Origin of the sequence: Dyella silvatica, assembly GCF_026283955.1 — a bacterium.
Taxonomy (GTDB): Bacteria; Pseudomonadota; Gammaproteobacteria; order Xanthomonadales; family Rhodanobacteraceae; genus Dyella_C; species Dyella_C silvatica.
Genome location: NZ_JAPDPE010000045.1, coordinates 12,707 through 36,278, shown reverse-complemented (window position 1 = coordinate 36,278; position 23,572 = coordinate 12,707). Strand labels below are relative to the sequence as shown.

At 61.7% G+C, this 23,572-nt stretch carries 14 protein-coding genes; 12 read left to right on the top strand and 2 right to left on the bottom strand.

Going from position 1 to position 23,572, the window contains the following annotated elements; all coding sequences use genetic code 11:
* The 5 genes from OUZ52_RS10805 to OUZ52_RS10785 form a co-directional block, all read left to right on the top strand.
* Positions 1-1,735, top strand: a 1,735-nt coding sequence (locus OUZ52_RS10805) for a YadA family autotransporter adhesin (protein ID WP_266158398.1), incomplete at its 5' end; no start/stop codon positions are given.
* 95 nt (positions 1,736-1,830) lie between these two features.
* On the top strand, positions 1,831-2,658 hold the full coding sequence (locus OUZ52_RS10800; protein WP_266158397.1) for an OmpA family protein: 828 nt from the start codon (positions 1,831-1,833) through the stop codon (positions 2,656-2,658).
* Between the two features lie 718 nt (positions 2,659-3,376).
* Complete coding sequence (locus OUZ52_RS10795) at positions 3,377-12,781, top strand: ESPR-type extended signal peptide-containing protein (protein ID WP_266158396.1); 9,405 nt, start codon at positions 3,377-3,379, stop codon at positions 12,779-12,781.
* Positions 12,720-12,917 (top strand): YadA-like family protein, encoded by a 198-nt coding sequence (locus OUZ52_RS10790; RefSeq protein WP_266158394.1) that lies wholly within the window; start codon positions 12,720-12,722, stop codon positions 12,915-12,917. Before OUZ52_RS10795 ends, OUZ52_RS10790 begins: the two co-directional genes overlap by 62 nt.
* Positions 12,918-13,155: 238 nt before the next feature.
* Positions 13,156-13,845, top strand: a complete 690-nt coding sequence (locus OUZ52_RS10785) for an OmpA family protein (RefSeq protein WP_266158393.1) — start codon at positions 13,156-13,158, stop codon at positions 13,843-13,845.
* 83 nt (positions 13,846-13,928) lie between these two features.
* On the opposite strand, the gene OUZ52_RS10780 is transcribed toward OUZ52_RS10785, so the two are convergent.
* Positions 13,929-15,734, bottom strand: a complete 1,806-nt coding sequence (locus tag OUZ52_RS10780) for an aminopeptidase P family protein (RefSeq protein ID WP_266158391.1) — start codon at positions 15,732-15,734, stop codon at positions 13,929-13,931.
* Between the two features lie 428 nt (positions 15,735-16,162).
* On the opposite strand from OUZ52_RS10780, the gene pyrG reads away from it, so the two are divergent.
* The 7 genes from pyrG (at position 16,163) to truD (ending at position 22,808) form a co-directional block, all read left to right on the top strand.
* Entirely contained in the window at positions 16,163-17,833 is a 1,671-nt protein-coding gene (gene pyrG / locus OUZ52_RS10775; protein ID WP_266158390.1) for a CTP synthase, read from the top strand.
* A complete protein-coding gene (gene kdsA, locus OUZ52_RS10770) occupies positions 17,830-18,660 on the top strand; it encodes a 3-deoxy-8-phosphooctulonate synthase (RefSeq protein WP_266158388.1) in 831 nt (276 codons plus the stop codon). The genes pyrG and kdsA overlap by 4 nt, the downstream gene beginning before the upstream one ends.
* Before the next feature lie 147 nt (positions 18,661-18,807).
* Positions 18,808-20,106: a phosphopyruvate hydratase gene (gene eno / locus OUZ52_RS10765; protein WP_266158387.1), complete on the top strand. Its 1,299-nt coding sequence runs from the start codon at positions 18,808-18,810 to the stop codon at positions 20,104-20,106.
* A 7-nt stretch (positions 20,107-20,113) separates the two neighbouring features.
* On the top strand, positions 20,114-20,446 hold the full coding sequence (ftsB, locus tag OUZ52_RS10760) for a cell division protein FtsB (protein WP_266158386.1): 333 nt from the start codon (positions 20,114-20,116) through the stop codon (positions 20,444-20,446).
* Positions 20,447-20,448: 2 nt separating this feature from the next.
* Positions 20,449-21,138, top strand: coding sequence for a 2-C-methyl-D-erythritol 4-phosphate cytidylyltransferase (gene ispD / locus OUZ52_RS10755; protein ID WP_266158385.1), 690 nt, complete (start codon positions 20,449-20,451; stop codon positions 21,136-21,138).
* 16 nt (positions 21,139-21,154) lie between these two features.
* The gene (ispF, locus tag OUZ52_RS10750; protein WP_323135337.1) at positions 21,155-21,628 is read left to right on the top strand and encodes a 2-C-methyl-D-erythritol 2,4-cyclodiphosphate synthase; all 474 of its coding nucleotides are present in this window, start codon (positions 21,155-21,157) and stop codon (positions 21,626-21,628) included.
* Positions 21,629-21,779: 151 nt separating this feature from the next.
* A complete protein-coding gene (gene truD, locus OUZ52_RS10745) occupies positions 21,780-22,808 on the top strand; it encodes a tRNA pseudouridine(13) synthase TruD (protein ID WP_266158382.1) in 1,029 nt (342 codons plus the stop codon).
* An 85-nt stretch (positions 22,809-22,893) separates the two neighbouring features.
* Here truD and OUZ52_RS10740 read toward each other — a convergent pair whose 3' ends face one another.
* A complete protein-coding gene (locus tag OUZ52_RS10740; protein ID WP_266158381.1) occupies positions 22,894-23,439 on the bottom strand; it encodes a Smr/MutS family protein in 546 nt (181 codons plus the stop codon).
* Between the last annotated feature and the right edge of the window lie 133 nt (positions 23,440-23,572).

The window sequence follows — 23,572 nt, the reverse complement described above, 5'->3', positions numbered from 1 at the left end:
CAACGGCGGCAAGTCGGTATCGATCGGTTCGGGCAATACGGCGACCGGTGATGGCGCGGTGGCGATCGGTGACCCGAACACCGCGATCGGTACCGGTGCGGTGGCGATGGGCGCCAACAACACGGCCCATGGCCAGGGTGCGGTCGCGCTGGGCAATACCAGTGCGGCCACCGGCCAGGGCGCGGTGGCGCTGGGCAATGCTTCGCAGGCCAAGGCGGCCGGTGCGCTGGCCTTTGGTGATAGCGCCGTGGCCAGTAACTCGGGCGATGTCGCCTTGGGCAGCGGTTCGGTTACCGCGGCAGCGGTAGCGACCACCAGCGGCACGATCAACGGCAGCAGCTACAACTATGCCGGCGCTGCCCCGACCTCCACCGTCAGTGTCGGCCGTGCTGGCCAGGAGCGCACCATCACCAATGTGGCGGCCGGCCAGGTCACCGCGACCAGCACCGATGCAGTGAACGGCAGCCAGCTGTTTGCCACCAATAGTGCGGTGACCAGCTTGGGCACCACGGTGAACACCATCAACAACGGTGGCGGCATCAAGTACTTCCATGCCAATTCGACGTTGGCCGATTCACAGGCGTCGGGTGCGAATAGTGTGGCGGTGGGTCCACAAGCCGTGGCGGGTGGTGTCGGCAGCGTGGCTACGGGGCAGGGCTCGACAGCCAACGGCACTAACACGGTCGCGCTAGGCGCCGGTGCAACGACGAGCAAGAACGGCGATGTGGCCTTGGGTGCGGGGTCAGTGGCGGATCGTGGCGCGCAAAGCTACACCGGCAAATACTCCAACGCGGCCAACAACGCCGTGGGTACGGTATCGGTCGGTACGGCCGGTGCGGAGCGCACACTGAGCAATGTCGCTGACGCCCAGAACGCCACCGATGCGGTGAACCTGCGTCAGCTGGACGGCGCGGTGACGACAGCGAATCAGTACACCGACACGCAGATCACCCATATCACCGGCGGTATCACCAACGGCAGCACCGGCATGTTCCAGGTCAGCCAGGACAGCAACACGCCGATGCCTACCGTCACAGGGACCAAGTCGACGGCTGGCGGCGCCGGCGCGGTGGCCTCGGGCGCCAACAGCACGGCCGTGGGCAACAGCGCGGTAGCCACCGGTAGCAACTCGGTGGCACTGGGCGCCAACAGCACCGATGGTGGCCGCGCCCATGTGGTGTCGGTCGGTTCGGCCGGCAGCGAGCGGCAAGTGACCAACGTAGCCGCCGGCACGCAGAACACCGATGCGGTCAACGTCAGTCAGTTGAATGCGAGCAAGGCGGGCAGCGTGCAATACGACACCTATGCCGATGGCTCGATCAACAACAGCAGCGTGACCCTGGGCAACGGTGGCGGACCGACCACGATTCGCAACGTGGCGCCGGGGGCGATCTCCACCGATGCGGCCAATGTGGGGCAGCTCACTGCGGTCAAGGACTGGTCCAAGAGCTATACCGACCAGCGTTTCAACACCATCAACAGCAACCTCAACACCATCGGCAACCGCGCCAATGCCGGTGTGGCATCGGCCATGGCGATGGCGAGTTTGCCGCAGGCTTATCAGCCCAATCAGAGCGCAGCGGCGGTTGCGGTAGGTAGCTTTCATGGCGAGAGCGGCATCGCGGTCGGTGTCTCCACCATCTCCGAGAGCGGGCGCTGGGTCTACAAGCTCAATGCCACCTCGAATACTCGCGGCGATACCGGTGTAGGGGTTGGCGCGGCGATGGTTTGGTAATAACCCGCTCGCATCCCTGGCGGCCTTGGGTCGGCAGGGATGCGCAACAGATGGCGCGCTCTGATGACGCACATACATTGAACGAGGCTTAGGTCATGCGCATGGCAACAATGACATGGATCGGTTCGGCGGTTGTCGGCATCGCGATCGTCGGCTTGGCTGGCTGCGGCACCTCGACCGTCAGTCGCAACGTGACAACGGATGGAAGCACCGCGCAATCGATCTTTTTTCCCGATGCCAAAGATGCACGGCCGCAAGGCGGCACGTTTCCCAATCTGGACAATGTGCGCCTGATCGGCGCAGGCATGAGCAAGGCGCAGATACAGCGCTTGATCGGTGCGCCGCAATTTCATGAAGGCGTCTTCGGCGTGCGTGAATGGGATTATCTGCTCAACCTGCGCCAGGACGGCGCCAACAACGTCACCGTTTGCCAGTACAAAATCTTGTTCGACGACAAGAAACAGGCACGCAGTTTCTACTGGCAGCCTGAGTCCTGCGCCGCACTGTTGAAACCCAAGATGATCGACGTGGGTAAGACCGAGCAGGTCTACACGTTTTCCACCGATGCCTTATTTGCCTTCGATAAGTCGGCGTTGACGGATATCACCGCGAAGGGGCAGGCGGATCTCGATGCCCTGGCACGCAAAATCGTTGCTGCTGGCGATGGCATCACCAGCGTTCAAGTGATGGGTTACGCCGACCGGCTCGGTAGCGACGAACACAATGCGACACTATCGGAAAATCGCGCTTATACGGTGATGCGTTATCTGGTGAAGCAAGGTGTCGCACAGGAGCACATTGTTGTTGAAGGGCGCGGCAAGGCTGATCCCAAAGTCGATTGCAGTGAGGAGCACAATCGCACGGTTTTGATTACATGCCTGGCGCCGAATCGACGTGTCGAGGTTCATGTCGAGGGGCGATAAACGCAAGCCCACTTCGTTTTTTGAATAAAGCCGACCGGATAACGGTCGGTTTTTTTTATGGGCGTTTCGAAAGGAATTAATTTTGTGCGATGCGACATGTTGATAGTCCGCTTTTAAGCGGCCAGTCGTTATTCCAATCAGGTGTCATAAGGCGGTTTATTGATAATTTGTTGTTTATGTATATGCAAGTTTTTGCGATTTAATTTCACGGTATTTAGAGCTGCGTTCATATGAGGTTGTCCTAGGCGCGATCGAGGCGCGGTCGGCTTGGTGGCGGTGGTAGCGAGTAAATATGCATCTATCTGATATCTAAGGGTTTGTATTTTTTAATATGTCATACACAATGAATTCACATGCATAACGTGATCGTTATCACATTCACTGAGGATTTACTTCACTGAAAAGTCGTAACCGCATGCCTTCCCACTTCCTTGTAGATCAAGGCGAAGGATGTCTGGTGCAAATCGGCGCATGTGGCGAGCAAGACCTTTTTGAGTATCGCCTGCCAAGAAAGTGAAGTCTGGGTGGGCAACGCCTGGCATAAGAAAAACAAATGTCGATGGAGGCTTCTTAACGCAAATTGCGCAGTGCGTAGTTAAGCGCCACAGCAAGAGCATCAGCTCGCCCGTATCGGGCAGACAGTCGGTTATGCACCTAAAGCTCACGGATTTGGATTCATTCATTCAGTTTGATTCTCACGTGCCGCAGGGGTCTCGACATGAATACGATCTTCAGTAGGGTTTGGAGTGTCTCGCTCAATGCTCTCGTCGTAGCGTCTGAGTTTGCTAAGGCCAAAGGGAAATCAGGACGTGTTGGGCGGCGTCGAGTCGCCGTAGCCATGGCTGTTTTGCTGGTCTCTTACGCATGCGTTGCCCCGGTTTTTGCAGGCACCACGATGCAATGTGGCGTGGTGGGCACGGCGACAGCCACCGGCGCCGGATGTGTCAATCCAGCGACTGCTGATGCGTTTTCGATCGCGATCGGTGGCGGCAGTGGTGCCACGGCCACCGGTATCAGCGTTGCCATTGGCGATGCCGCGATCGCGACAGGCACCAACTCGGTCGGCCTTGGCCGCCAGGTCAATGTCACCGGTAACAACGGTACCGGTGTGGGCTGGGGGGTCAAGGTATTTGGCGTAGATGCCAGCGCCTTCGGCGAAACAGCCTCGGCCTTTGGCCCCAGCTCGTTGGCTGTAGGCTTCAATGCGGTGGCCGGCGTCAATGGCTCGGCCACCTTGATTGGCGATACCGCGCTGGGCGTTAGCGCGAAAGCCACCGGTGGATACTCATTCGCGGCAGGCGCCAACGCAGCAGCGTCGGCTGTCAACACGGTGGCCATCGGTGGCAGCGCGACGGCAGCTAATGCCGCGCAGGCGACAGGGATCGGTACGGTGGCGATCGGGGTGCAGTCATCGGCGGCAGTCCAGGGCAGTATCGCGATCGGGTCCAACTCCAAAGTCACCTCGGCTGCCGGTGTAAACATTTATGGCGTGGCGATTGGTGCGAACACCGCAGCCGTCAGCAGCGGTACCGCGGTGGGTGCCGGCGCCACTGCTTCGGCGATCAACACGATTGCGATTGGCGCGAATGGGGCGGCAGGCAACGGACCCACGGCGAGCGCCGATGGGGCGATGGTCATGGGCAATATTGCCAATGCGTCGAATCTGAGCGCGATCGCCTTTGGCCGTCAGTCAAGCGCATCCGGCAACGGCGCAATTGCACAGGGGCAAGGAGCCACGGCAAGCGGCGATGGTTCACTGGCACTCGGCGGCGCTATCGGTGGTTTTGGTGCTGCCGGTGGAGCGCAGGCCACGGCAACAGGTGCCGTGGCGATTGGCAATACGGCGGTCGCTGGTACGGCTGGATCGGTTGCATTGGGCAACAACACGGCGACTACGTCGGCAGTCACCGCTTCAACCCAAGGTACCACCGCGTACAGCAGTGCCACCATCAATGGTTTTACCTATAACTTCACCGGCGGCAGCGCGGCGCCGGCAGGCGTGGTCAGTGTGGGCACCGATGGCAGCAGCGCGCGTCGCATCCAGAACGTAGCGACGGGCCTGGTCAGTGCGACCAGTACCGATGCGGTCAATGGCAGCCAGTTGTTCGCGGTGGCGCAACGAGCCGCCGCTGGGGCGGTGGGAACCGTCAATTACTTCAATGCCAATTCGACATTGACGGGTGCCGGTAGTAATACCAGTGCGAATTCCGGGGCGACCGGTACGGATGCGATTGCTGTCGGTGTCAGTGCTGCGGCGAGCGGCACGAATGCGACGGCGCTCGGTCAGTCGACGAAGGCAGTAGCTATCGGAAGTGTCGTGATCGGCAATACCGCGCAGGCGACCAATGCCTCCCCGATCACGCTTGTTCAGCGGCGCACCGATGGGCTGGGGTTTCCCAGCGCTAATGCGACCGGTGGCGCCACTGCGATTTCGCATAGCCCAACGGCCATCGGTAACGATGCGCAGGCCACCGGCAGCGGCGACACGGCGATCGGTTCCAGCAGTCGTGCCACAGGTGGTGCAGGCATTGCCTTGGGCGACAGCGCCAACGCCAGTAACAACAGCGCGATTTCGATTGGCCAGGCGGGCTTTGCCAGCGGGGGGAGTTCGCTGACCATCGGTCGTATGGGGGTGGCTTCGGGCAACCTAAGCATGGCAGTGGGTAACGTCTCGACCGCCCTGGGTAACGGCAGCATGGCGATCGGTAACTCCGCCTATGCGACCGGCAACCGTGCGATTGCCTTTGGTTCTTCAGCCGCCGGCGGCACCGCGCAGGACACGACGACCAACACTCAGGCGGTCGGGGTGGATTCCATTGCGCTGGGTACCACGGCGGTGGCCTTCAATAGCAGCTCGCTCGCCCTGGGTTTGAACTCGGTGGCGGGTGTCAGCGGCTCGGCTACGGTGATCAACGATATCGCCATCGGCAATGGCGCTCAGGCGACCGGCGGCAACTCGATTGCGCAGGGCAGCGGTGCGATTGCCAATGCGGCGGGTGCGGTGGCGATCGGTCAGACGGCAACGGCGACCGGCGGCAAGGCGGTATCGATTGGCGTCGGCAATACGGCGACCGGCAATGGCGCGGTGGCGATCGGTGATCCGAATATCGCCAATGGCACCGGCGCGGTCGCCCAGGGCAACAATAACGTTGCAGCGGGCAATGCGGCGGGTACGGTGGCAGCCAATGGTCCGGTGGCCATCGGCAATGGCAATAGCGCTATCGGCCAAGGCTCGGTGGCCTTGGGCAATGCCAGTTCGGCAAGCGTCGCCGGCACGCTGGCCATCGGTGATACCGCCAGCGCCAGCGGCAGTAACAGTATCGCCATGGGGACCAAGGCCAGCGCCAGCGGGGCCTCGGGTGTCTCCATCGGCAATGGCGCGCAGTCGAGTGGTGCGAATGGCTCGGTCGCCATCGGTGCCATCGCCAATGCCAGTGGTACCGGTGCGATCTCGATCAGCAACGTGGGATCGTTCGCTGCCTCATCGACGGTTTCCGGCACTGACGCCATCGGTATCGGTAACGGCACTACCGCCGTAGGTACGTCATCGATCGCGTTTGGCTCGGCAGCCAGCACCACCGCTGCGGGAAATTACGGACTTGCCTTTGGCGACAACTCGGCGTCTTCGGCGGCGCAAGGCATCGCGATAGGCCGTCAAGCCAATGCCAGCAAAGCGGATAGTGTCGCGCTGGGCAGTTTTTCGGCGGCCTCTCGCGGTGCGCAGACGGGCTATGCCGGTTATGCCGTGGGCAGCAGTAATTCGGGCGGTGAGTTGAATATCGCCAACAATGGCACCGGCCGCCAGATCACCGGTGTCGCGCCAGGTAGTCTGGGGACCGATGCAGTCAATGTCAGTCAACTCAATCAGCTTGGGCAGAACGTGGTCACCTCACTGGGTGGCGGCGCTGCACTGAATCCGGCGACCGGCGTATATACCGCGCCGTCTTATGTCATCAACAACATCAGTACGACCGGTGCGAATACGGGTAGCACGCCGAACAACAATGTGGGTGCAGCACTTACTGCATTGAATACCGATGCGGTGAACACGGCCGCTATCGCGGTGAAATACGATGCGGCCGGCGGCAACACCATTACCCTGGGAGCGACCGGCGGTACCGGTGCGACGGGTACCGTGAAAATCACCAATCTGACCCCGGCGACGCTGAGCGCAGTTAGTACCGACGCAGTGAACGGCTCGCAACTGTTCGCCACCAATCAGTTGATCAACAACATCAACACCGGTGCGGGCATCAAATATTTTCATGCCAATTCGACCCTGGCCGATAGCACGGCGACGGGTACCGATAGCGTGGCGGTAGGCCCGGTGGCCAACGCCAGCGCCGCGACAGCGGTGGCCTTGGGTGCCAATAGCGTGGCGAGCAATGCCGGTGCGGTCGCCTTGGGTTCGGGTAGCCAAACCGCAGCCGCGGTGGCGACGGCCAATGGCACCATCAACGGCACCAGCTACAACTACGCCGGCACGGCGCCGACATCCACCGTCAGTATGGGCAGCCTGGGCAACGAGCGCACCGTCACCAATGTGGCGGCGGGCCGGGTGACCGCCACCAGCACCGATGCGGTGAACGGTAGTCAGTTATTTGCAGCCGATAGTGCCATCACCACGTTGGGCACCACGGTCAACAACATCAACAACGGCGCAGGCATCAAGTACTTCCACGCCAATTCGACCCTGGCCGATAGCACGGCGACAGGAACCGATAGCGTGGCGGTAGGCCCGGTAGCCAATGCCAGCGCCGCGACGGCGGTGGCATTGGGCGCCAACAGCGTGGCGGGTAACGCCGGTGCGGTGGCCTTGGGTTCGGGCAGCCAGACCGCTGCTGCGGCAGCGACCGCCGGAGCGACGATCAACGGCACCGCATATACCTTTGCGGGCACGGCACCGACGAGTGTGGTGAGCGTGGGCTCGGCAGGTAATGAGCGGGTGATTACCAATGTCGCCGCGGGCCGTCTTTCGGCGACCAGCACGGATGCCGTGAATGGCAGTGAGTTGTTTGCAACGAACACCGGCTTGACCAATCTCGGCACTACGGTGAACAACATCACCAATGGTGGCGGCATCAAGTATTTCCACGCCAATTCGACTTTGGCCGATAGCACGGCGACGGGGACGGATAGCGTGGCGGTGGGCCCGGTGGCGACTGCGAGTGCGGCGACAGCGGTGGCGTTGGGTGCTAACAGCGTGGCGGGCAATGCCGGTGCGGTAGCCCTGGGTTCGGGCAGCCAGACGGCTGCCGCCGTGGCAACGGCCGGAGCGACGATCAACGGTACGGCTTATACCTTTGCCGGCGCGGCACCGACGAGTGTGGTCAGCGTGGGTTCGGCAGGTAATGAACGCGTCATCACCAATGTCGCTGCAGGCCGGCTTTCGGCCACTAGCACGGACGCGGTGAACGGTAGCGAATTGTTCGCAACGAACACCGGTTTGACCAATCTCGGCACCACGGTGAACAACATCACCAATGGCGGAGGCATCAAGTATTTCCACGCCAACTCGATCCTGGCCGACAGCACCGCGACGGGGACGGATAGCGTGGCGGTGGGGCCGGTGGCCAATGCCAGCGCAGCGACGGCGGTGGCCTTAGGTGCTAACAGCGTGGCGGGCAATGCCGGTGCGGTGGCCCTGGGCTCGGGCAGCCAGACGGCGGCGGCCGTAGCGACGGCAGGGACGACGATCAACGGTACGGCTTATACCTTTGCCGGCGCGGCACCGACGAGTGTGGTCAGCGTGGGCTCGGCGGGTAATGAGCGCGTCATCACCAATGTGGCGGCAGGCCGTGTTTCGGCGACGAGTACGGATGCGGTGAATGGCAGTGAGTTGTTTGCCACCAACAGCGCGATAAGCAATATCACCGGTGGTGGTGGCATCAAGTATTTCCACGCCAACTCGACCCTGGCCGACAGCACCGCGACGGGGACGGATAGCGTGGCGGTGGGTCCGGTAGCCAATGCCAGCGCAGCGACGGCGTTGGCCTTGGGTGCCAACAGCGTGGCGGGTAACGCCGGCGCGGTGGCCTTGGGTTCGGGTAGCCAGACGGCTGCCGCGGTAGCGACCACCGGCACCACGATCAACGGTATCGCGTACACCTTTGCGGGCACGGCACCGACCAGCGTGGTGAGCGTGGGCTCGCTGGGCAATGAGCGTGTCATTACCAATGTGGCGGCGGGCCGGCTCTCGGCCACCAGCACCGATGCGGTGAACGGCAGTCAGTTGTTTGCCAGCAATAGCGCGATAAGCAACATCACTGGTGGCGGTGGTATCAAGTATTTCCACGCCAATTCGATCCTGGCCGATTCAAGTGCGATAGGTACCGATAGTGTGGCTGCCGGCCCGCTGGCGGTTGCCACCGGCGCCGCTTCGACGGCGGTTGGCAACGGTGCCAACGCGGCCGCCGCAGGCAGCTCGGCGTTTGGCGCCAGTGCGTCGGCGACGGGAGTGCGCTCGGTCTCGGTGGGCAATACATCCGCTGCCGGCGACGGCAGTATCGCGATCGGTGGCACAGGGTCGCAGAACAGCGCCTTCAAGCCCACAGCGACCGGTCAGGATGCAATTGCCATCGGTGCCAGCAATACGCAAGCCGCTGGATTGCGAGCGGTTTCCGTGGGCCGTGATGCCTGGGCCAATGGCGATAACTCGGCGACCTTGGGTTATAACGCCGAGGCGACCGCCACCAATGCCGTCGCACTCGGTACAAGCGGCAAGGCCAGCGCCATCAATGCGATCGCGCTAGGCAACAGCGCCAATGCAAACGTCGTCAACAGTGTCGCGCTAGGCAACGGCGCAACCACGGTGGCTGCGGTAGCGACGACCGGTGCGACGATTAACGGCGATGCCTATAGCTTTGCGGGTACCGCGCCCACGGGTGTCGTGAGCGTGGGCACGGCGGGCGCCGAGCGACAATTGCAAAATGTCGCTGCCGGTCAGTTGAGCGCCACCAGCACGGACGGGGTCAACGGCAGCCAGTTGTTCGCCACCAATACCGAAGTCGGCAAGATCGGTACCACGGTAAACAACATCAACAACGGCGCAGGCATCAAGTACTTCCATGCCAACTCGATCTTGGCCGATAGCACCGCTACAGGAGTGGATAGCGTCGCGGTGGGGCCGGTGGCCAATGCCAGCGCAGCCACCGCGGTGGCCTTGGGTGCCAACAGCGTGGCGAGTAATGCTGGCGCCGTGGCCTTGGGCTCAGGCAGCCAGACGGCGGCAGCGGTCGCGACGGCTGGCGGTACTATCAACGGTACCAATTACAACTACGCAGGTATTGCGCCGACATCGACAGTGAGCGTGGGCAGTGTCGGCAACGAACGCACCATCACCAATGTGGCGGCAGGCCGGGTGACGGCCAGCAGTACGGATGCGGTGAATGGCAGTCAACTGTTTGCCACCGATAGCTCGGTGACCAGCCTGGGTAATACCGTCAACAACATCACCAATGGTGCGGGCATCAAGTATTTCCACGCCAATTCGATCCTGGCCGATAGCACAGCGACCGGTACGGATAGCGTGGCGGTGGGCCCGGTGGCCAATGCCAGTTCGGCGAATGCCGTGGCGCTGGGTGCCAATAGCGTGGCGGGCACTGCGGGAGCCGTTGCGTTGGGTTCGGGCAGTCAAACCGCGGCGGCCGTGGCGACCCCGGGAGCCACCATCAACGGCACGGCCTACACCTTTGCCGGTACGGCACCGACGAGTGTGGTGAGTGTTGGCTCGGCAGGTAACGAGCGGGTGATTACGAATGTCGCCGCGGGCCAGCTTTCAGCGACTAGCACCGACGCGGTGAACGGTAGCGAATTGTTTGCGACCAATACCGGTTTGAACAATCTCGGTACGACCGTCAATAACATCACCAACGGCGGTGGCATCAAGTACTTCCACGCCAATTCAACGCTGGGCGATAGCTCGGCCACGGGGACCGATGCCACGGCTTCCGGGCCGCTGGCGCTAGCTTCGGCGGCGGATGCATCGGCGTATGGCAAGGGGGCTACGGCGGCGGGTATCAGCTCGGTGGCTTTGGGTGATTCGGCCACCGCATCGACCGATGGTGCGATAGCGATCGGTAAATCGGCGGTTGCCCAGGGCGGCCAGGCGGTTTCGATCGGTGTCGGCAATACGGCGAATGGCAATGGTGCGGTAGCTATCGGCGACCCGAATAGTGCCACCGGTACTGGCGCAGTCGCGATGGGTGCCAATAACACCTCCAACGGTCAGGGTGCAGTGACGCTGGGCAATGCCAATGTCGCCACCGGGCAGGGTTCGGTGGCGTTGGGCACTGCGTCGCAGGCCAACAATGCAGGCTCGATTGCCTTGGGCGATACGGCGGTGGTGGCGGCGGCGGCGACTCAAGGTATTGCTATCGGTTCGGGTTCCAGTGCGACGATCGCAGGCAGTGTAGCCCTGGGTCAGGGGGCGATATCCAGCCGCGCGCTGGCGCCGATCAGCGGCCAGATACCCGTAGGTGTCGGCAGTGCCTATGTACCCTACGACACCACCTCGGGACTTTTGCTGGGCGCGGTTTCGCTGGGCCAGGACAACACCTCTTACCGGCAAATTACCAATGTGGCCGACGCTACCCAGCCGCATGACGCGGTGACGCTACGCCAGCTGACCGGCGCCGTTGGTTCGCTGACCGTGACAGGTACGAAATATTTTCACGCGAACTCGGTGGCGGCCGATTCGCTGTCGGCAGGGCAGGAGTCGGTGGCGATCGGTCCGCAAACCGTGGTAAATGGCGCCAGCGGCATCGGCCTGGGTAACGGCGCGACGGTGATGGATAACGGCGGTATCGCGATTGGCCGAGCCAGCGAGACGATGCTCGCTTCAGGCATCGCTATCGGCAGCCAGGCGCTGGCGGGTGGCGTCCAGTCCATGGCCTTGGGCGCGGGCGCGACAGCGAATGATTTTATGAGCGTGGCGTTGGGCTCGAGCTCGGTGACGGCGGCACCGCACACTGGCATCTACGCGATTACTGGATACACCGCGGCGGCTACGGCGCCGGTGTCGGTGGTCTCGATCGGTGCGGTAGGCACGGAGCGCCAATTGCAGAATGTTGCTGCCGGTGTGTTGAGCGCCACCTCGACCGATGCGGTGAACGGCTCGCAACTGTTCGCGACCAATTCGGCGATTTCCAGCATCACGTCCGGTGGGGGCATCAAGTACTTCCATGCCAATTCGACCCTGGCTGATTCGTCAGCCGGCGGAACCAATAGCGTGGCGGTTGGCCCGCAAGCGGTTTCGAGCGGTGCCAACAGCGTCGCTATCGGCAATGGCGCGCAATCGTCAAAGGACAATTCGGTGGCCTTGGGCGCGAATTCGACCACCTCGGTGGGTGCAAAGACCAATTACACCGGCGCCTATAAACCCGCAGGCAGCAGTAATTCGGTGGGTGAAGTATCGGTGGGTTCGGCGGGTAATGATCGCCAGATCACCAATGTGGCCGATGGTTCGGCGCCGAACGATGCGGTCAACGTAAGCCAGTTGCAGGGTGGCGTGAATAGTGCGATTGCCCAGGCGAACAGCTACACCGACCAAAAGGTCAACAACCTGATTAACAACACGGCGCCGGTCCAGTTCAGGGCCAATACCACTGGTGCGACCAGCACCGGGCCGACCGCCGGAGGCAACAATTCGGCTGCCGGTGGCGCGGGGGCGAATGCCTCGGGCAACAACAGCACGGCGATAGGCAATAACTCGACAGCAAGCGCCGATAACTCGGTGGCCCTGGGGCAGGGCTCGGTGGCCAGTCGCACCAACACGGTTTCGGTAGGGGCGGCGGGTAGTGAGCGGCAGATCGTCAATGTGGCCGCAGGCACGCAGAACACCGATGCAGTCAACGTCAGTCAGTTGAATGCGGCCAAGGCCGGCAGTGTGCAGTACGACACCAATGCCGATGGCACCGTGAATAACAACAGTGTGACGCTGGGTAACGGCGGGACAGGCACCACGATCCACAATGTGGCGCCGGGCGTTGCGGCAACGGATGCGGCCAACGTAGGTCAGATCAATGAATCGCGCCAATGCGGGTGTGGCATCGGCGATGGCGATGGCCAACCTGCCACAGGCTTACGCGCCCAATCAAAGCGCGGTCGCGGTGGGTGTCGGTAGCTTCCACGGTGAAACCGGCTTGGCCGTCGGTTTGTCGACGGTGTCTGAGGGAGGGCGCTGGATCTTCCGCGTCAGCGCCAATTCCAATACGCGCGGTGACGCCGGTGTCGGCGCGGGCGCGGCGATGGTCTGGTAAGTGTCACCGGTATCTTGATCGGCCGATCTCTCGCCCGAGGGGCGGCCGATCGAGTACCGGCATTCTGCTACCCGAATGCTGGAGGAATGACGTCATGCTTAAAACACTTACCTGTACGGCCGTCTTGCTAGTGACCCTGGGCGGCTTGGCCGGCTGCGGCAATCTGAGTCGCGGGGTGGCGAAAGATGGCCAAAGCGCTGAGCAATTGGTTTGGCCTGATCCAGGCGATACCACCTCGATGCATAAGAACGGCAACTCGCCTGGTTTGGACAGCCTGCGCCGAATCAGACCGGGGATGAACAAGCAGCAGCTCGCGGCACTTATCGGTTACCCACATTTCGACGAAGGGGTATGGGGCGTACACGAATGGAATTATCTGTTTAACCTCAGCAAGAAGGATTCAGGCGAGACGTCGGCGTGTCAGTACAAGGTGCTGTTCGATGATCACCAGCTGGCGCGCAGTTTTTATTGGAAGCCCGAATCTTGTGCGGCGTTATTAAAGCGGCATGAGCCGCGGGTAGCGGAGGCTGTCGTGCCGAAGCCTGAGACCTTTACACTTTCCGGCGACGTGCTGTTTGGTTTTGATAAATTCAAACCCAGCGATATCAAGCCCAATGGTCGACAGGAACTGGACGCACTGGCAGCCAAGATCAACGCGAAAAGTGATCACATCGCGCATATCCAGATACTGGGTTACACGGACGAACTCGGTAGCGACGCTTACAACAACCAACTCTCTACGCGCCGAGCCGATACCGTCAAACGTTATCTGGACGAGCGGGGCGTGCCCTCGGCCTTGAGTACTGCCGAAGGTCGCGGCAAGTCAGCGGCGGTGAAAACCGATTGTCCGGCGCATAGCTCGCGGGCGGCGTTGATTGCCTGCCTCGCACCGAATCGCCGTGTCGAAGTGGTTGTGGATGGCAAGTAAGCCGAGCGGCCCAATCGGCGAGCCCAGCTGGACGATTGGCTGGCTGGGTCGGTGGGTCGCCGCTGGATGTTCGATACTGGGTATTAATCGCCCAGCGGTGAACAATGCCACTCCAGCCAGGCGTGATCCGCCTCTTCAAGCAAGGGGCTCAATGCCGCACGGACGCCGGCGTGGTAGTCGTCTAACCAGGCGCGCTCCTCTGGATTGAGCAGGCTGGGTTCCAGTGCGCGGCGGTCGAACGGGCATAGGGTGAGGGTTTCAAACGCATAGAACTCAGCGAATTCGCTGTGCTCGGCTTCGATGACGACGGCGAGGTTTTCATGCCGGATACCGTAGCGGGCGGGTTTGTACAAACCCGGCTCGATCGAGCTGATCATGCCCGGCTCCAGGGCGACCAGTGTTGCGCCGCTGACGGGCGGGCGAATGCCTTGTGGCCCTTCGTGCACATTCAGAAAGTAGCCCACGCCGTGGCCGGTGCCGTGGCCATAGTCCATGCCACAGGCCCATAACGGGGCACGTGCCAGGGCATCCAGCTGTGGGCCGCTAGCCCCTTTGGGAAAGCGCGCGCGCGAAAGCGCGATCAAGCCTTTCATCACCAAGGTGGCATCACGCCGTTGCTCGGTGGTGGTGGGGCCTAGCGCAAGCACGCGGGTGATATCGGTGGTGCCACCGAGATACTGGCCGCCCGAATCGATCAACAGCAAGCCCTGGCGCTGCAGGCTGCTGTGCGCGTCCTGAGTCGCGCGATAGTGCGGCAGGGCGCCATTGGCCTGGTAGCCGGCGATGGTGGCGAAGCTTTCGCCGACGTAGTCGGGCTGGGCCGAGCGCTCTTCGCGCAATAACATGTCGACATCCAGCTCGGTTTGCGCCATGCCTGCGCTAAGGCGGTCTTCCAGCCGGCGAAAGGCTCGCACCAGTGCTGCGCCGTCGCGGCGCATCACTTCACGCACATGGCTTAATTCGTCGGCGCTTTTGCATGCTTTGAACAGCGTGGTCGGGTTGGCGGTGTCGATGCGGCTTACGGTAGGCCCGATGGCTTTGGCGATGGCACTGACCACGCGGTTGCCATCGAAGAGCAGATGGTGACCAGCGTGCAGCTCGCTCAGGGCATCGGTAATCGCCGCATAGTTGGCTATTGCGATGCCATCGCGGGCCAGTGCCGCCACTAGCTTGTCATCCAATTTACCCCGGTCTACAAACAGCGTGGCGCGAGCTTCGGCGGTGACCAGCAAATGCGCCAGGAAAACCGGATTGCACTCGACGTCGCTGCCGCGCAGGTTGGTCAGCCAGGCGATGTCATCGAGGCTGGACAGCAAGTGGTGGCTGGCGCCGAGTTTGCGCATCGATGAGCGCAGGCGCGTCAGCTTGTCGGCGCGGGAGGTGCTTGCATAGGCGATGGGATGCTCGACAACCGCTGCCTGTGGCAGGGGCGGCCGATCGGTCCAGATGGCGCCGGGCAAGTCGAGGTCGGTGCGCAAGTGCACGCCGGCGCCGGCCAGGCGCCGCTCGATCGCGGTCTGGGCATTCAGCGCCACACTGTCGCCGGCCATAGCCAGCACATCGCCATGCTGGCTGTGCTGCTCAAGCCAGTCCAGGTGCTCCGGTGCATGGGCTACCCGTTGCTTCATCAGGGTGATGCCGCTGCCGGCCAGCTGTTGCTCGGCCTGGGCAAAGTAGCGTGAGTCGGTCCATAGGCCGGCATGTTTGGCGGTGACAATCAGCGTGCCAGCTGAACCGTGGAAGCCGGACAGCCAGGCACGGGCCTGCCAGTGCCCGGGCAGATATTCGGACAGGTGCGGGTCGGCGCTGGGGATCAGGCAGGCATGGACGCCATGCTGCTGCATGGCCTGACGCAAGGCCGCCACGCGGGCGGGAATAGGGCTGTTCATAAGAGCCTGTTCGCGATCTCTGAGTGGCTCGCGCCGCAAGTGGTTTGCATGCACGACAAGGAAGAAGGAGGGAGTGTACGTCGGTACACGATTGAGTGATGACCCCGTCGTGCGGGCAGGCAGCTGCGGCCCGAAGGGTTGTGCCGCGGGGCCGCCATGCATGCCTGAGCGCGCAGCCTGAGCAGGCTGCCAGTCTGGCCTGCGCCACGCCTTTGCTGTTGGCGTCCCTCGCGGCTCAAGCGAGCTAGTTCGAGATCATGAACGGGCTTTAAGGGCATGCCGGCGGCTGATTTGGGCGGTTTTTCCTTGGCGGACAGAGGCCTTGGACTCGCCATGGAAATGAACTTGTCACAGGTATTTTCTAGATAGATCTCGCGATCTGGATCAACTGTCGCTAAAATGCCTAATTTCCAGCACGGCTGCATCCCATGACCCCCCTGATTTTCGTCACCGGCGGTGTGGTGTCCTCTCTTGGTAAGGGCATCGCTGCGGCGTCGCTTGCTTCTATTCTCGAAGCGCGCGGTCTTTCGGTCACCATGATGAAGCTGGATCCCTATATCAATGTGGATCCAGGCACCATGAGCCCCTTTCAGCATGGCGAGGTCTATGTGACCGACGACGGCGCTGAGACCGACCTCGATTTGGGTCACTACGAGCGTTTCGTCCATACCCGCCTGACCGGTAAAAACTCCATTACCACCGGCAAGATCTACGAGTCGGTGATCCGCAAGGAGCGTCGTGGCGACTATCTCGGCGCGACAGTACAGGTGATTCCGCACATTACCGACGAAATCAAGCACTGCATTCACGAGGCCACGCGTGGCTTCGATGTGGCCTTGGTCGAGATTGGCGGCACCGTCGGCGATATCGAATCGTTGCCGTTCCTGGAGGCGATTCGTCAGCTGCGCATCGAGCATGGCCCGGAGAAGTGCCTGTTCATGCATCTGACCCTGGTGCCGTACATCAAGGCGGCCGGCGAGATCAAAACCAAGCCGACCCAGCATTCGGTGAAAGAACTGCGCTCGATCGGTATCCAGCCCGATGTGCTGCTGTGCCGTTGCGAGCAGACGCTGCCGGAAGGCGAGCGCCGCAAGATTGCGCTATTCACCAATGTGCCGGAGCACGCGGTGATCAGCGCCAACGACGTCGATGTCATTTACAAGCAACCGTTGTGGCTGCACAAGCAAGGCCTGGATGACATCGTGGTCAAACGGCTTGGCCTCGACGCTGGTCCGGCTGATTTGTCGGCCTGGCAGCGCACGGTCGACGCGGTGGAACACCCGAAGGATGAAATCACCGTCGCCATCGTCGGCAAGTACGTTGAGCATAAAGACGCCTATAAATCCTTGGGCGAGGCCTTGCGCCACGGCGGTATCAAGGAGCAAACCCGGGTCAACCTGCAATGGCTCGATTCCGAACAGATCGAGGCCGACGGCGCCGGCAAGACCCTGGGCGCGGTCGATGCCATCCTGGTGCCTGGCGGCTTCGGCAAGCGCGGTTTTGAAGGCAAGGTGCTGGCGGCAAAATACGCGCGTGAACACGGCGTGCCGTACTTCGGTATTTGCTATGGCATGCACGCTGCGGTGGTGGATTTCGCCCGCAACGTGGCCGGCCTTCCCGACGCCGACTCCAGCGAAAACGATCGCAACACCGCCAATCCAGTGATTGGGTTGATTACCGAGTGGACTACGGCCACCGGCGAAGTGGAGCAGCGCAGCGAGCGTTCCGATCTGGGTGGCACCATGCGCCTGGGTTCGCAGGAGTGCCGTCTCAAGGCCGGCTCGCTGGCACGTGAGCTGTATGGCCAGGAGATCGTGCGTGAGCGTCATCGCCATCGCTATGAGTTCAACAATCGCTACCGTCAGCCGTTCGAAGACTTGGGCCTGGTCGTTTCGGGTAAGTCGATGGACGATTTGCTGGTGGAAATTGTCGAGCTGCCGGCGCAGCAGCACCCCTGGTTCCTGGGCTGCCAGGCGCATCCTGAATTCACCTCCACGCCGCGCGACGGGCATCCCTTGTTCATCGGTTTCGTACATGCCGCCCGTGAGTACAAGGCGGTGCGCGAAGGCGAGCGGCTGGCCAAGGAGTCGGTGGCATGAAGCTTTGCGGTTTCGAGATAGGGCTGAACCAGCCGTTGTTCTTGATCGCCGGCCCATGCGTGGTCGAGTCTGAGCAACTGCAGCTGGATACAGCCGGCAAGCTGAAAGAGATCACCGCCAAGCTCGGCATCCATTTCATTTTCAAATCCAGCTTCGATAAGGCCAATCGCTCGTCCAGCACCAGTTTTCGTGGGCCGGGCCTGGAAGAGGGGCTGCGTATTCTGGCCGAGGTGAAGCGCCAGCTCGGTGTGCCGCTGCTTACCGACGTGCATGAGTACTCGCCGTTGAATGAGGTCGCTGCGGTTGTCGATGTCTTGCAGACGCCGGCTTTCCTGTGTCGTCAGACAGATTTCATCCAGAACGTCGCTCGTGCCGGCAAGCCGGTCAATATCAAGAAGGGCCAGTTTCTCGCCCCGTGGGATATGAAAAACGTGGTAGCCAAGGCCAAGGAGGTCGGCAATAACGACATCATGGTCTGCGAGCGCGGTGCCAGCTTTGGTTATAACAATCTGGTCTCGGATATGCGCTCGCTCAGCGTGATGCGCGAAACCGGCTGCCCGGTGGTGTTCGACGCCACGCATTCGGTGCAGCTGCCGGGTGGGCAGGGCACTAGCTCGGGCGGCCAGCGCGAGTTTGTGCCGGTGTTGGCCCGCGCGGCGGTTGCGGTCGGTATAGCTGGCCTGTTTGCCGAAACCCATCCCGACCCGGATAAAGCACTAAGCGATGGCCCGAATGCATGGCCGCTGGGCAAGATGGAAGCCTTGCTGGAGACCTTGCTTGAGTTGGATCAGGTCACCAAGCGACATGGTTTTCTTGAGCAGGCTTGATTTTGTAGGGGCGCACCCTGGGGTGCGAAAGATTCTGCTGGGGCGAGTTCAGTTGCGGTATGTCCCTGGTTCGGTAGAACTTAGGTCGTCGCTGCTGCACTCGCTTTGCGCTGAAATGATTGGCTTAAACACTTACATCGGATACCCATGAGCACTGACATCACCCGCATTCACGCCCGTGAAATCCTCGATTCGCGTGGCAACCCCACGCTGGAAGCTGAAGTGACCCTGGCCGATGGCGGCTTTGGTCGCGCCGCCGTGCCGAGCGGTGCCTCGACCGGTTCGCGCGAGGCGGTCGAGCTGCGTGATGGCGACAAGTCGCGTTATCTGGGCAAGGGCGTGCAGCATGCCGTGGCTAACGTCAACGGCGCGATTGCCGATGCGCTCAAGGGTTTCGACGCCGCCGATCAGAAAGGCCTCGACAGCAAGCTGATCGCGCTGGACGGTACGCCGAACAAGGGGCGCCTGGGTGCCACTGCGCTGTTGGGCGTTTCGATGGCGGCGGCACATGCCGTGGCTGCCTCGCGCCGCGAGCCGCTGTGGAAGTACCTCTCAGGCGGCAAGCCGGGCGCTTTGCCGGTGCCGATGATGAACATCATCAACGGCGGCGCGCATGCCGACAATAACGTCGACGTGCAGGAGTTCATGGTGCTGCCGGTGGGTCTGCCGAACTTTGCCGAGGCACTGCGCGCAGGTACCGAAATTTTTCATGCGCTGAAGGGCGTGCTGAAAGGCAAGGGTTTGAACACCGCGGTGGGCGACGAGGGTGGCTTTGCGCCGAACCTGCGCTCGAATATCGAGGCGCTGGATACCATCCTCGAGGCGGTGAACCAGACCGGCTACAAAATTGGTAGCGAGATTCTGCTTGGGCTTGATGTCGCCAGCTCGGAGTTCTTCAAGAACGGCGCTTACGATCTGGAAGGCGAGGGCAAGGTCTATACCCCGGCGCAGTTCGTCGATTTGCTGGCCAGCTGGGCCAAGCAATACCCGATCGTCACCATTGAAGACGGCATGGCCGAAGGCGACTGGGATGGCTGGAAGCTGTTGACCGACAAGATCGGCCAGCAGGTGCAACTGGTCGGCGACGATTTGTTCGTGACCAACCCGGCGATCTTCCGCGAAGGCATCGAAAAGCACATTGCCAACGCCATTCTAATCAAGGTGAACCAGATCGGTACCTTGTCGGAAACGCTGGAAGCCATCGCGATGGCCGATGCCGCCAAGTACGCGGCGGTGGTATCGCATCGCTCCGGCGAGACCGAGGACACCACGATTTCCGATATCGCCGTGGCCACCACGGCGACGCAGATCAAGACGGGCTCGCTGTGCCGTACCGATCGTGTCGCCAAGTACAACCAGCTGCTGCGTATCGAAGAGCAGTTGGGGGCGGCCGCACGTTACGCTGGACGTGATGCTTTTCCGAGCTTGATTCACCTGCCGGGTTGACCGACGCATGTTGCGCTGGATCGCCTTGATTCTCTTACTCGTGTTGATCGGTCTGCAGCTAAAGCTGTGGACCGGCAACGGCGGTGTGCATGAGGTCGAGGTGCTGAGGGCAACGGTGAAAAAACAAAGCGATGACAACGATCGTCTGCTCCAGCGCAATCAAGCGCTGGGTGCGGATGTGACTGACCTCAAACATGGCGATCAAGCCGTCGAGGCGCGTGCCCGGGCCGAACTGGGATTGATCAAGCCCGGCGAGACTTTTTACCAAGTGGTCGAAAAACCTGGCACGGCCAACTCGAATGCGGCGCCTGCCCCGAGCACCTCGGCTGGCGGGCGTTGAACATGGCGGAGTTTTGGTGTGTCGTGCCAGCGGCTGGACGCGGTCTGCGCGTAGGCGGAGCCTGTCCTAAGCAGTATTTACCGTTGGCAGGCCGTATGCTGATCGAGCACACGCTAGCGCGTTTGGCCGCCCATCCGCGTATTGCCGGTTTGCTGGTAACGCTGGCTGCCGATGACGCTTATTGGCCAGGCATCACGGCACTCAGCGGCAAACCGGTGCTTGCCGCGGTCGGTGGCAATGAGCGTTGTGATTCGGTGCTGGCGGGGTTGAACGCGCTGCCAGCCGCTGTTCGCGATGAAGATTTTGTGCTGGTCCACGATGCCGCACGGCCTTGTGTTCGGCCAGCCGACATCGACAAGCTGATTGCACACGGGGTGCCAGCGGGTGGTGCTTTGCTCGGTGCGCCTTTACGCGACACGCTTAAGCGTGCCAATGCGGATGGCCGTAGCTTGGTAACCGAGCCGCGCGATCAACGTTGGCGGGCTTTTACCCCGCAGTTGTTTCGGCGCGCTGAACTTTCGTCTGCGTTGCAAGCGATGGCGCGTGCCGGATTGACGGTGAGCGATGAAGCCATGGCGATGGAGCGGGCTGGTTTTTCCCCCTTGCTGGTCGAGGGGGCGGAAGACAATATCAAAGTGACTACTGCATCTGACTTTGCGCTAGCCGAGTTCTTGCTTGAAAAAACTGCATAAGGGGAACTTGGGCATGATGCGTATCGGACAGGGTTTTGACGTACATGTGTTTGGTGACGGCGATTTCGTCATGCTGGGCGGCGTGCGCGTACCGCATCACCGTGGCGTGGTGGCGCATTCCGATGGCGATGTGGTTATTCACGCGCTCTGCGATGCGATCTTTGGCGCGCTGGCCTTGGGCGATATCGGTCGCCACTTTCCGCCAACACAAGAGCGCTGGCGTAATGCGCAGAGCCGCCTGTTTTTGCACCCTGCGGCACAGCTGATGCGCGAGCGCGGTTATGCGCTGGGCAATGCCGACATCACGGTGATCTGCGAAGCACCCAAGGTGGGGCCGTATGCACAGGCGATGCGCGAATGCCTGGCTGAGGTGCTGGGTTGTGAAATCGATCGCATCAGCATTAAGGCCACCACCACCGAGCAGTTGGGCTTTACCGGGCGTGGCGAAGGTATTGCCGCGCAGGCTTGCGTGCTGTTGGCTCTGGCCTGAGGTATAGGGTTTTCGGGCCAGCCGGGATTCGGCGGATTGGATCGGGCCGGTTAGATCGTGCTGATTAGATCAGGCCGATTAGATCAGGCTTGTTGTAGCGACCATCCCTTGCCGGTTTGCCGGACAGGGCAACTTATTTAGGTGTTCCCCCATGATTGAACTTCCCTACGCATACGGCACGCCGCCGTTGATTGCGCAACTGCGCAGCAGCCCCGAAGATTTCCAAGTCGAGGAAATACTGGGCTATGACGCCGACGGTGAAGGTGAGCACGCGTTGCTGTGGGTGGAGAAGCGCGGAGCCAATACGGATTGGGTCGCGAAAGAGTTGGCCCGCTTCGCGGAAATTCCGCCACTGAATGTCGGTTATGCCGGGCTGAAAGATCGTCATGCGGTGACACGGCAAAGCTTTTCGGTGCAGCTCGCTGGTAAGCCTGACCCGGATTGGTCGGCATTTCCACATGCCGAGGTCAAGGTGCTAGCTGCGACCCGACATAAGCGTAAGCTCAAGCGCGGCGCTTTGCGTGGCAATCGTTTTGTACTGGTCTTGCGCCATGTGCAAGGTGATCGCGCGGCTGCCGAGCAGGTGCTGCAGCAGATCGCGACGCGTGGTGTGCCCAATTATTTCGGTGAACAGCGGTTTGGTCGCGAGGGCGGCAACGTTTCCCAGGCCAGGGCCATGTTTGCTGGCGGCAGTCGGCGCGTCGATCGCGACAAACGCTCGTTCTTGCTGTCCGCCGCTCGTTCGCACATTTTTAATGGCGTACTGGCGGCACGTATTGAGCGCGGGGTGTGGGACAGTCCGCTGGAGGGTGAGATCTGGTCGTTGGCAGGCTCGCGTTCGTGGTTTGGGCCTGAGGCGTTTGACGATACGCTGGCGGAACGTCTTGGTCGTGGCGATATTCATCCGTCGGGCCCGTTGTGGGGTCAGGGCGAGCCGCCGACCCAGGCAGAGGCGGGTGCCTTGGAACGTGAAATTGCCGCGATGGATCTTGATTTGGCCCAGGGACTGGCCGCGGCTCGAATGGAGCAAGAGCGCCGTCCGCTGCGTTTATTGCCGCAGGCCTTGCGCTGGCGTTGGCTGGATGATGACGCGTCGGGCCAGGGCGCGTTGGAGCTGGCTTTTGAATTGCCGGCGGGCGCATATGCCACCGTGGTGGTGCGTGAGCTGGCGCAGGCCTGAGTTTTTTGCTCCCGCCCATCGTCAGCACGGGCGGGAGCGTTCAATAAACTCGACCATTCCTTACCGGTAACCACCCGGTTGGTGGTCATGCCTTCAGCAGGACCACCACGGCGCCGGTACCACCTTGCATCGGTCGTGCCGAGGCAAAGGCGATGACATCGTCACGTCGGCGCAGCATGCGATCGGTCAGTGCTTTCAGTACCGGCCCGGCGGCTTTAGAACGCAAGCCCTTGCCGTGCACGATGCGTACACAGCGTAAGCCGTGGTGATGCGCCTCGGCGAGAAACTCGACGATGGTGGCCTGCGCCGCAGCAGCATTCATCTGATGCAGATCGATTTCGTCTTGCACGCTGAATTGGCCACGCTTGAGCTGTCGCAACAGTTTGGGCGAGTAGCCATCGCGTAGATAGCTCAGCTCCTCGCCTACCTCGAGCATGCCGGGGTCGAACTCCATCGCCAGCAACTCGCCGGGGACGGCGGCTTCATCGGCTTCGAACATGCGTGGATAAGGCTTGGGCTTGGCTGGCGCGGGCGGCGGAGCTACCGGCTCGAAGGGACGTACCTCGCCGATGGCCTCCCGGAACAAGCGGGCATCGTCGTCGTTGATCGGGGTAGGCGTGCGGCGTTTCATGGGTAGATCGTAACCAAAGCCTGAGACATCTACACAAATGGTCGGTGCCCGTGAAACCGTGGGTTCGCTACGGTAGACTTCGAGGTCGTCGGCTGTGCCGCAAGCCCGGTTTTGGCGCACCTCTAGTGAAGCT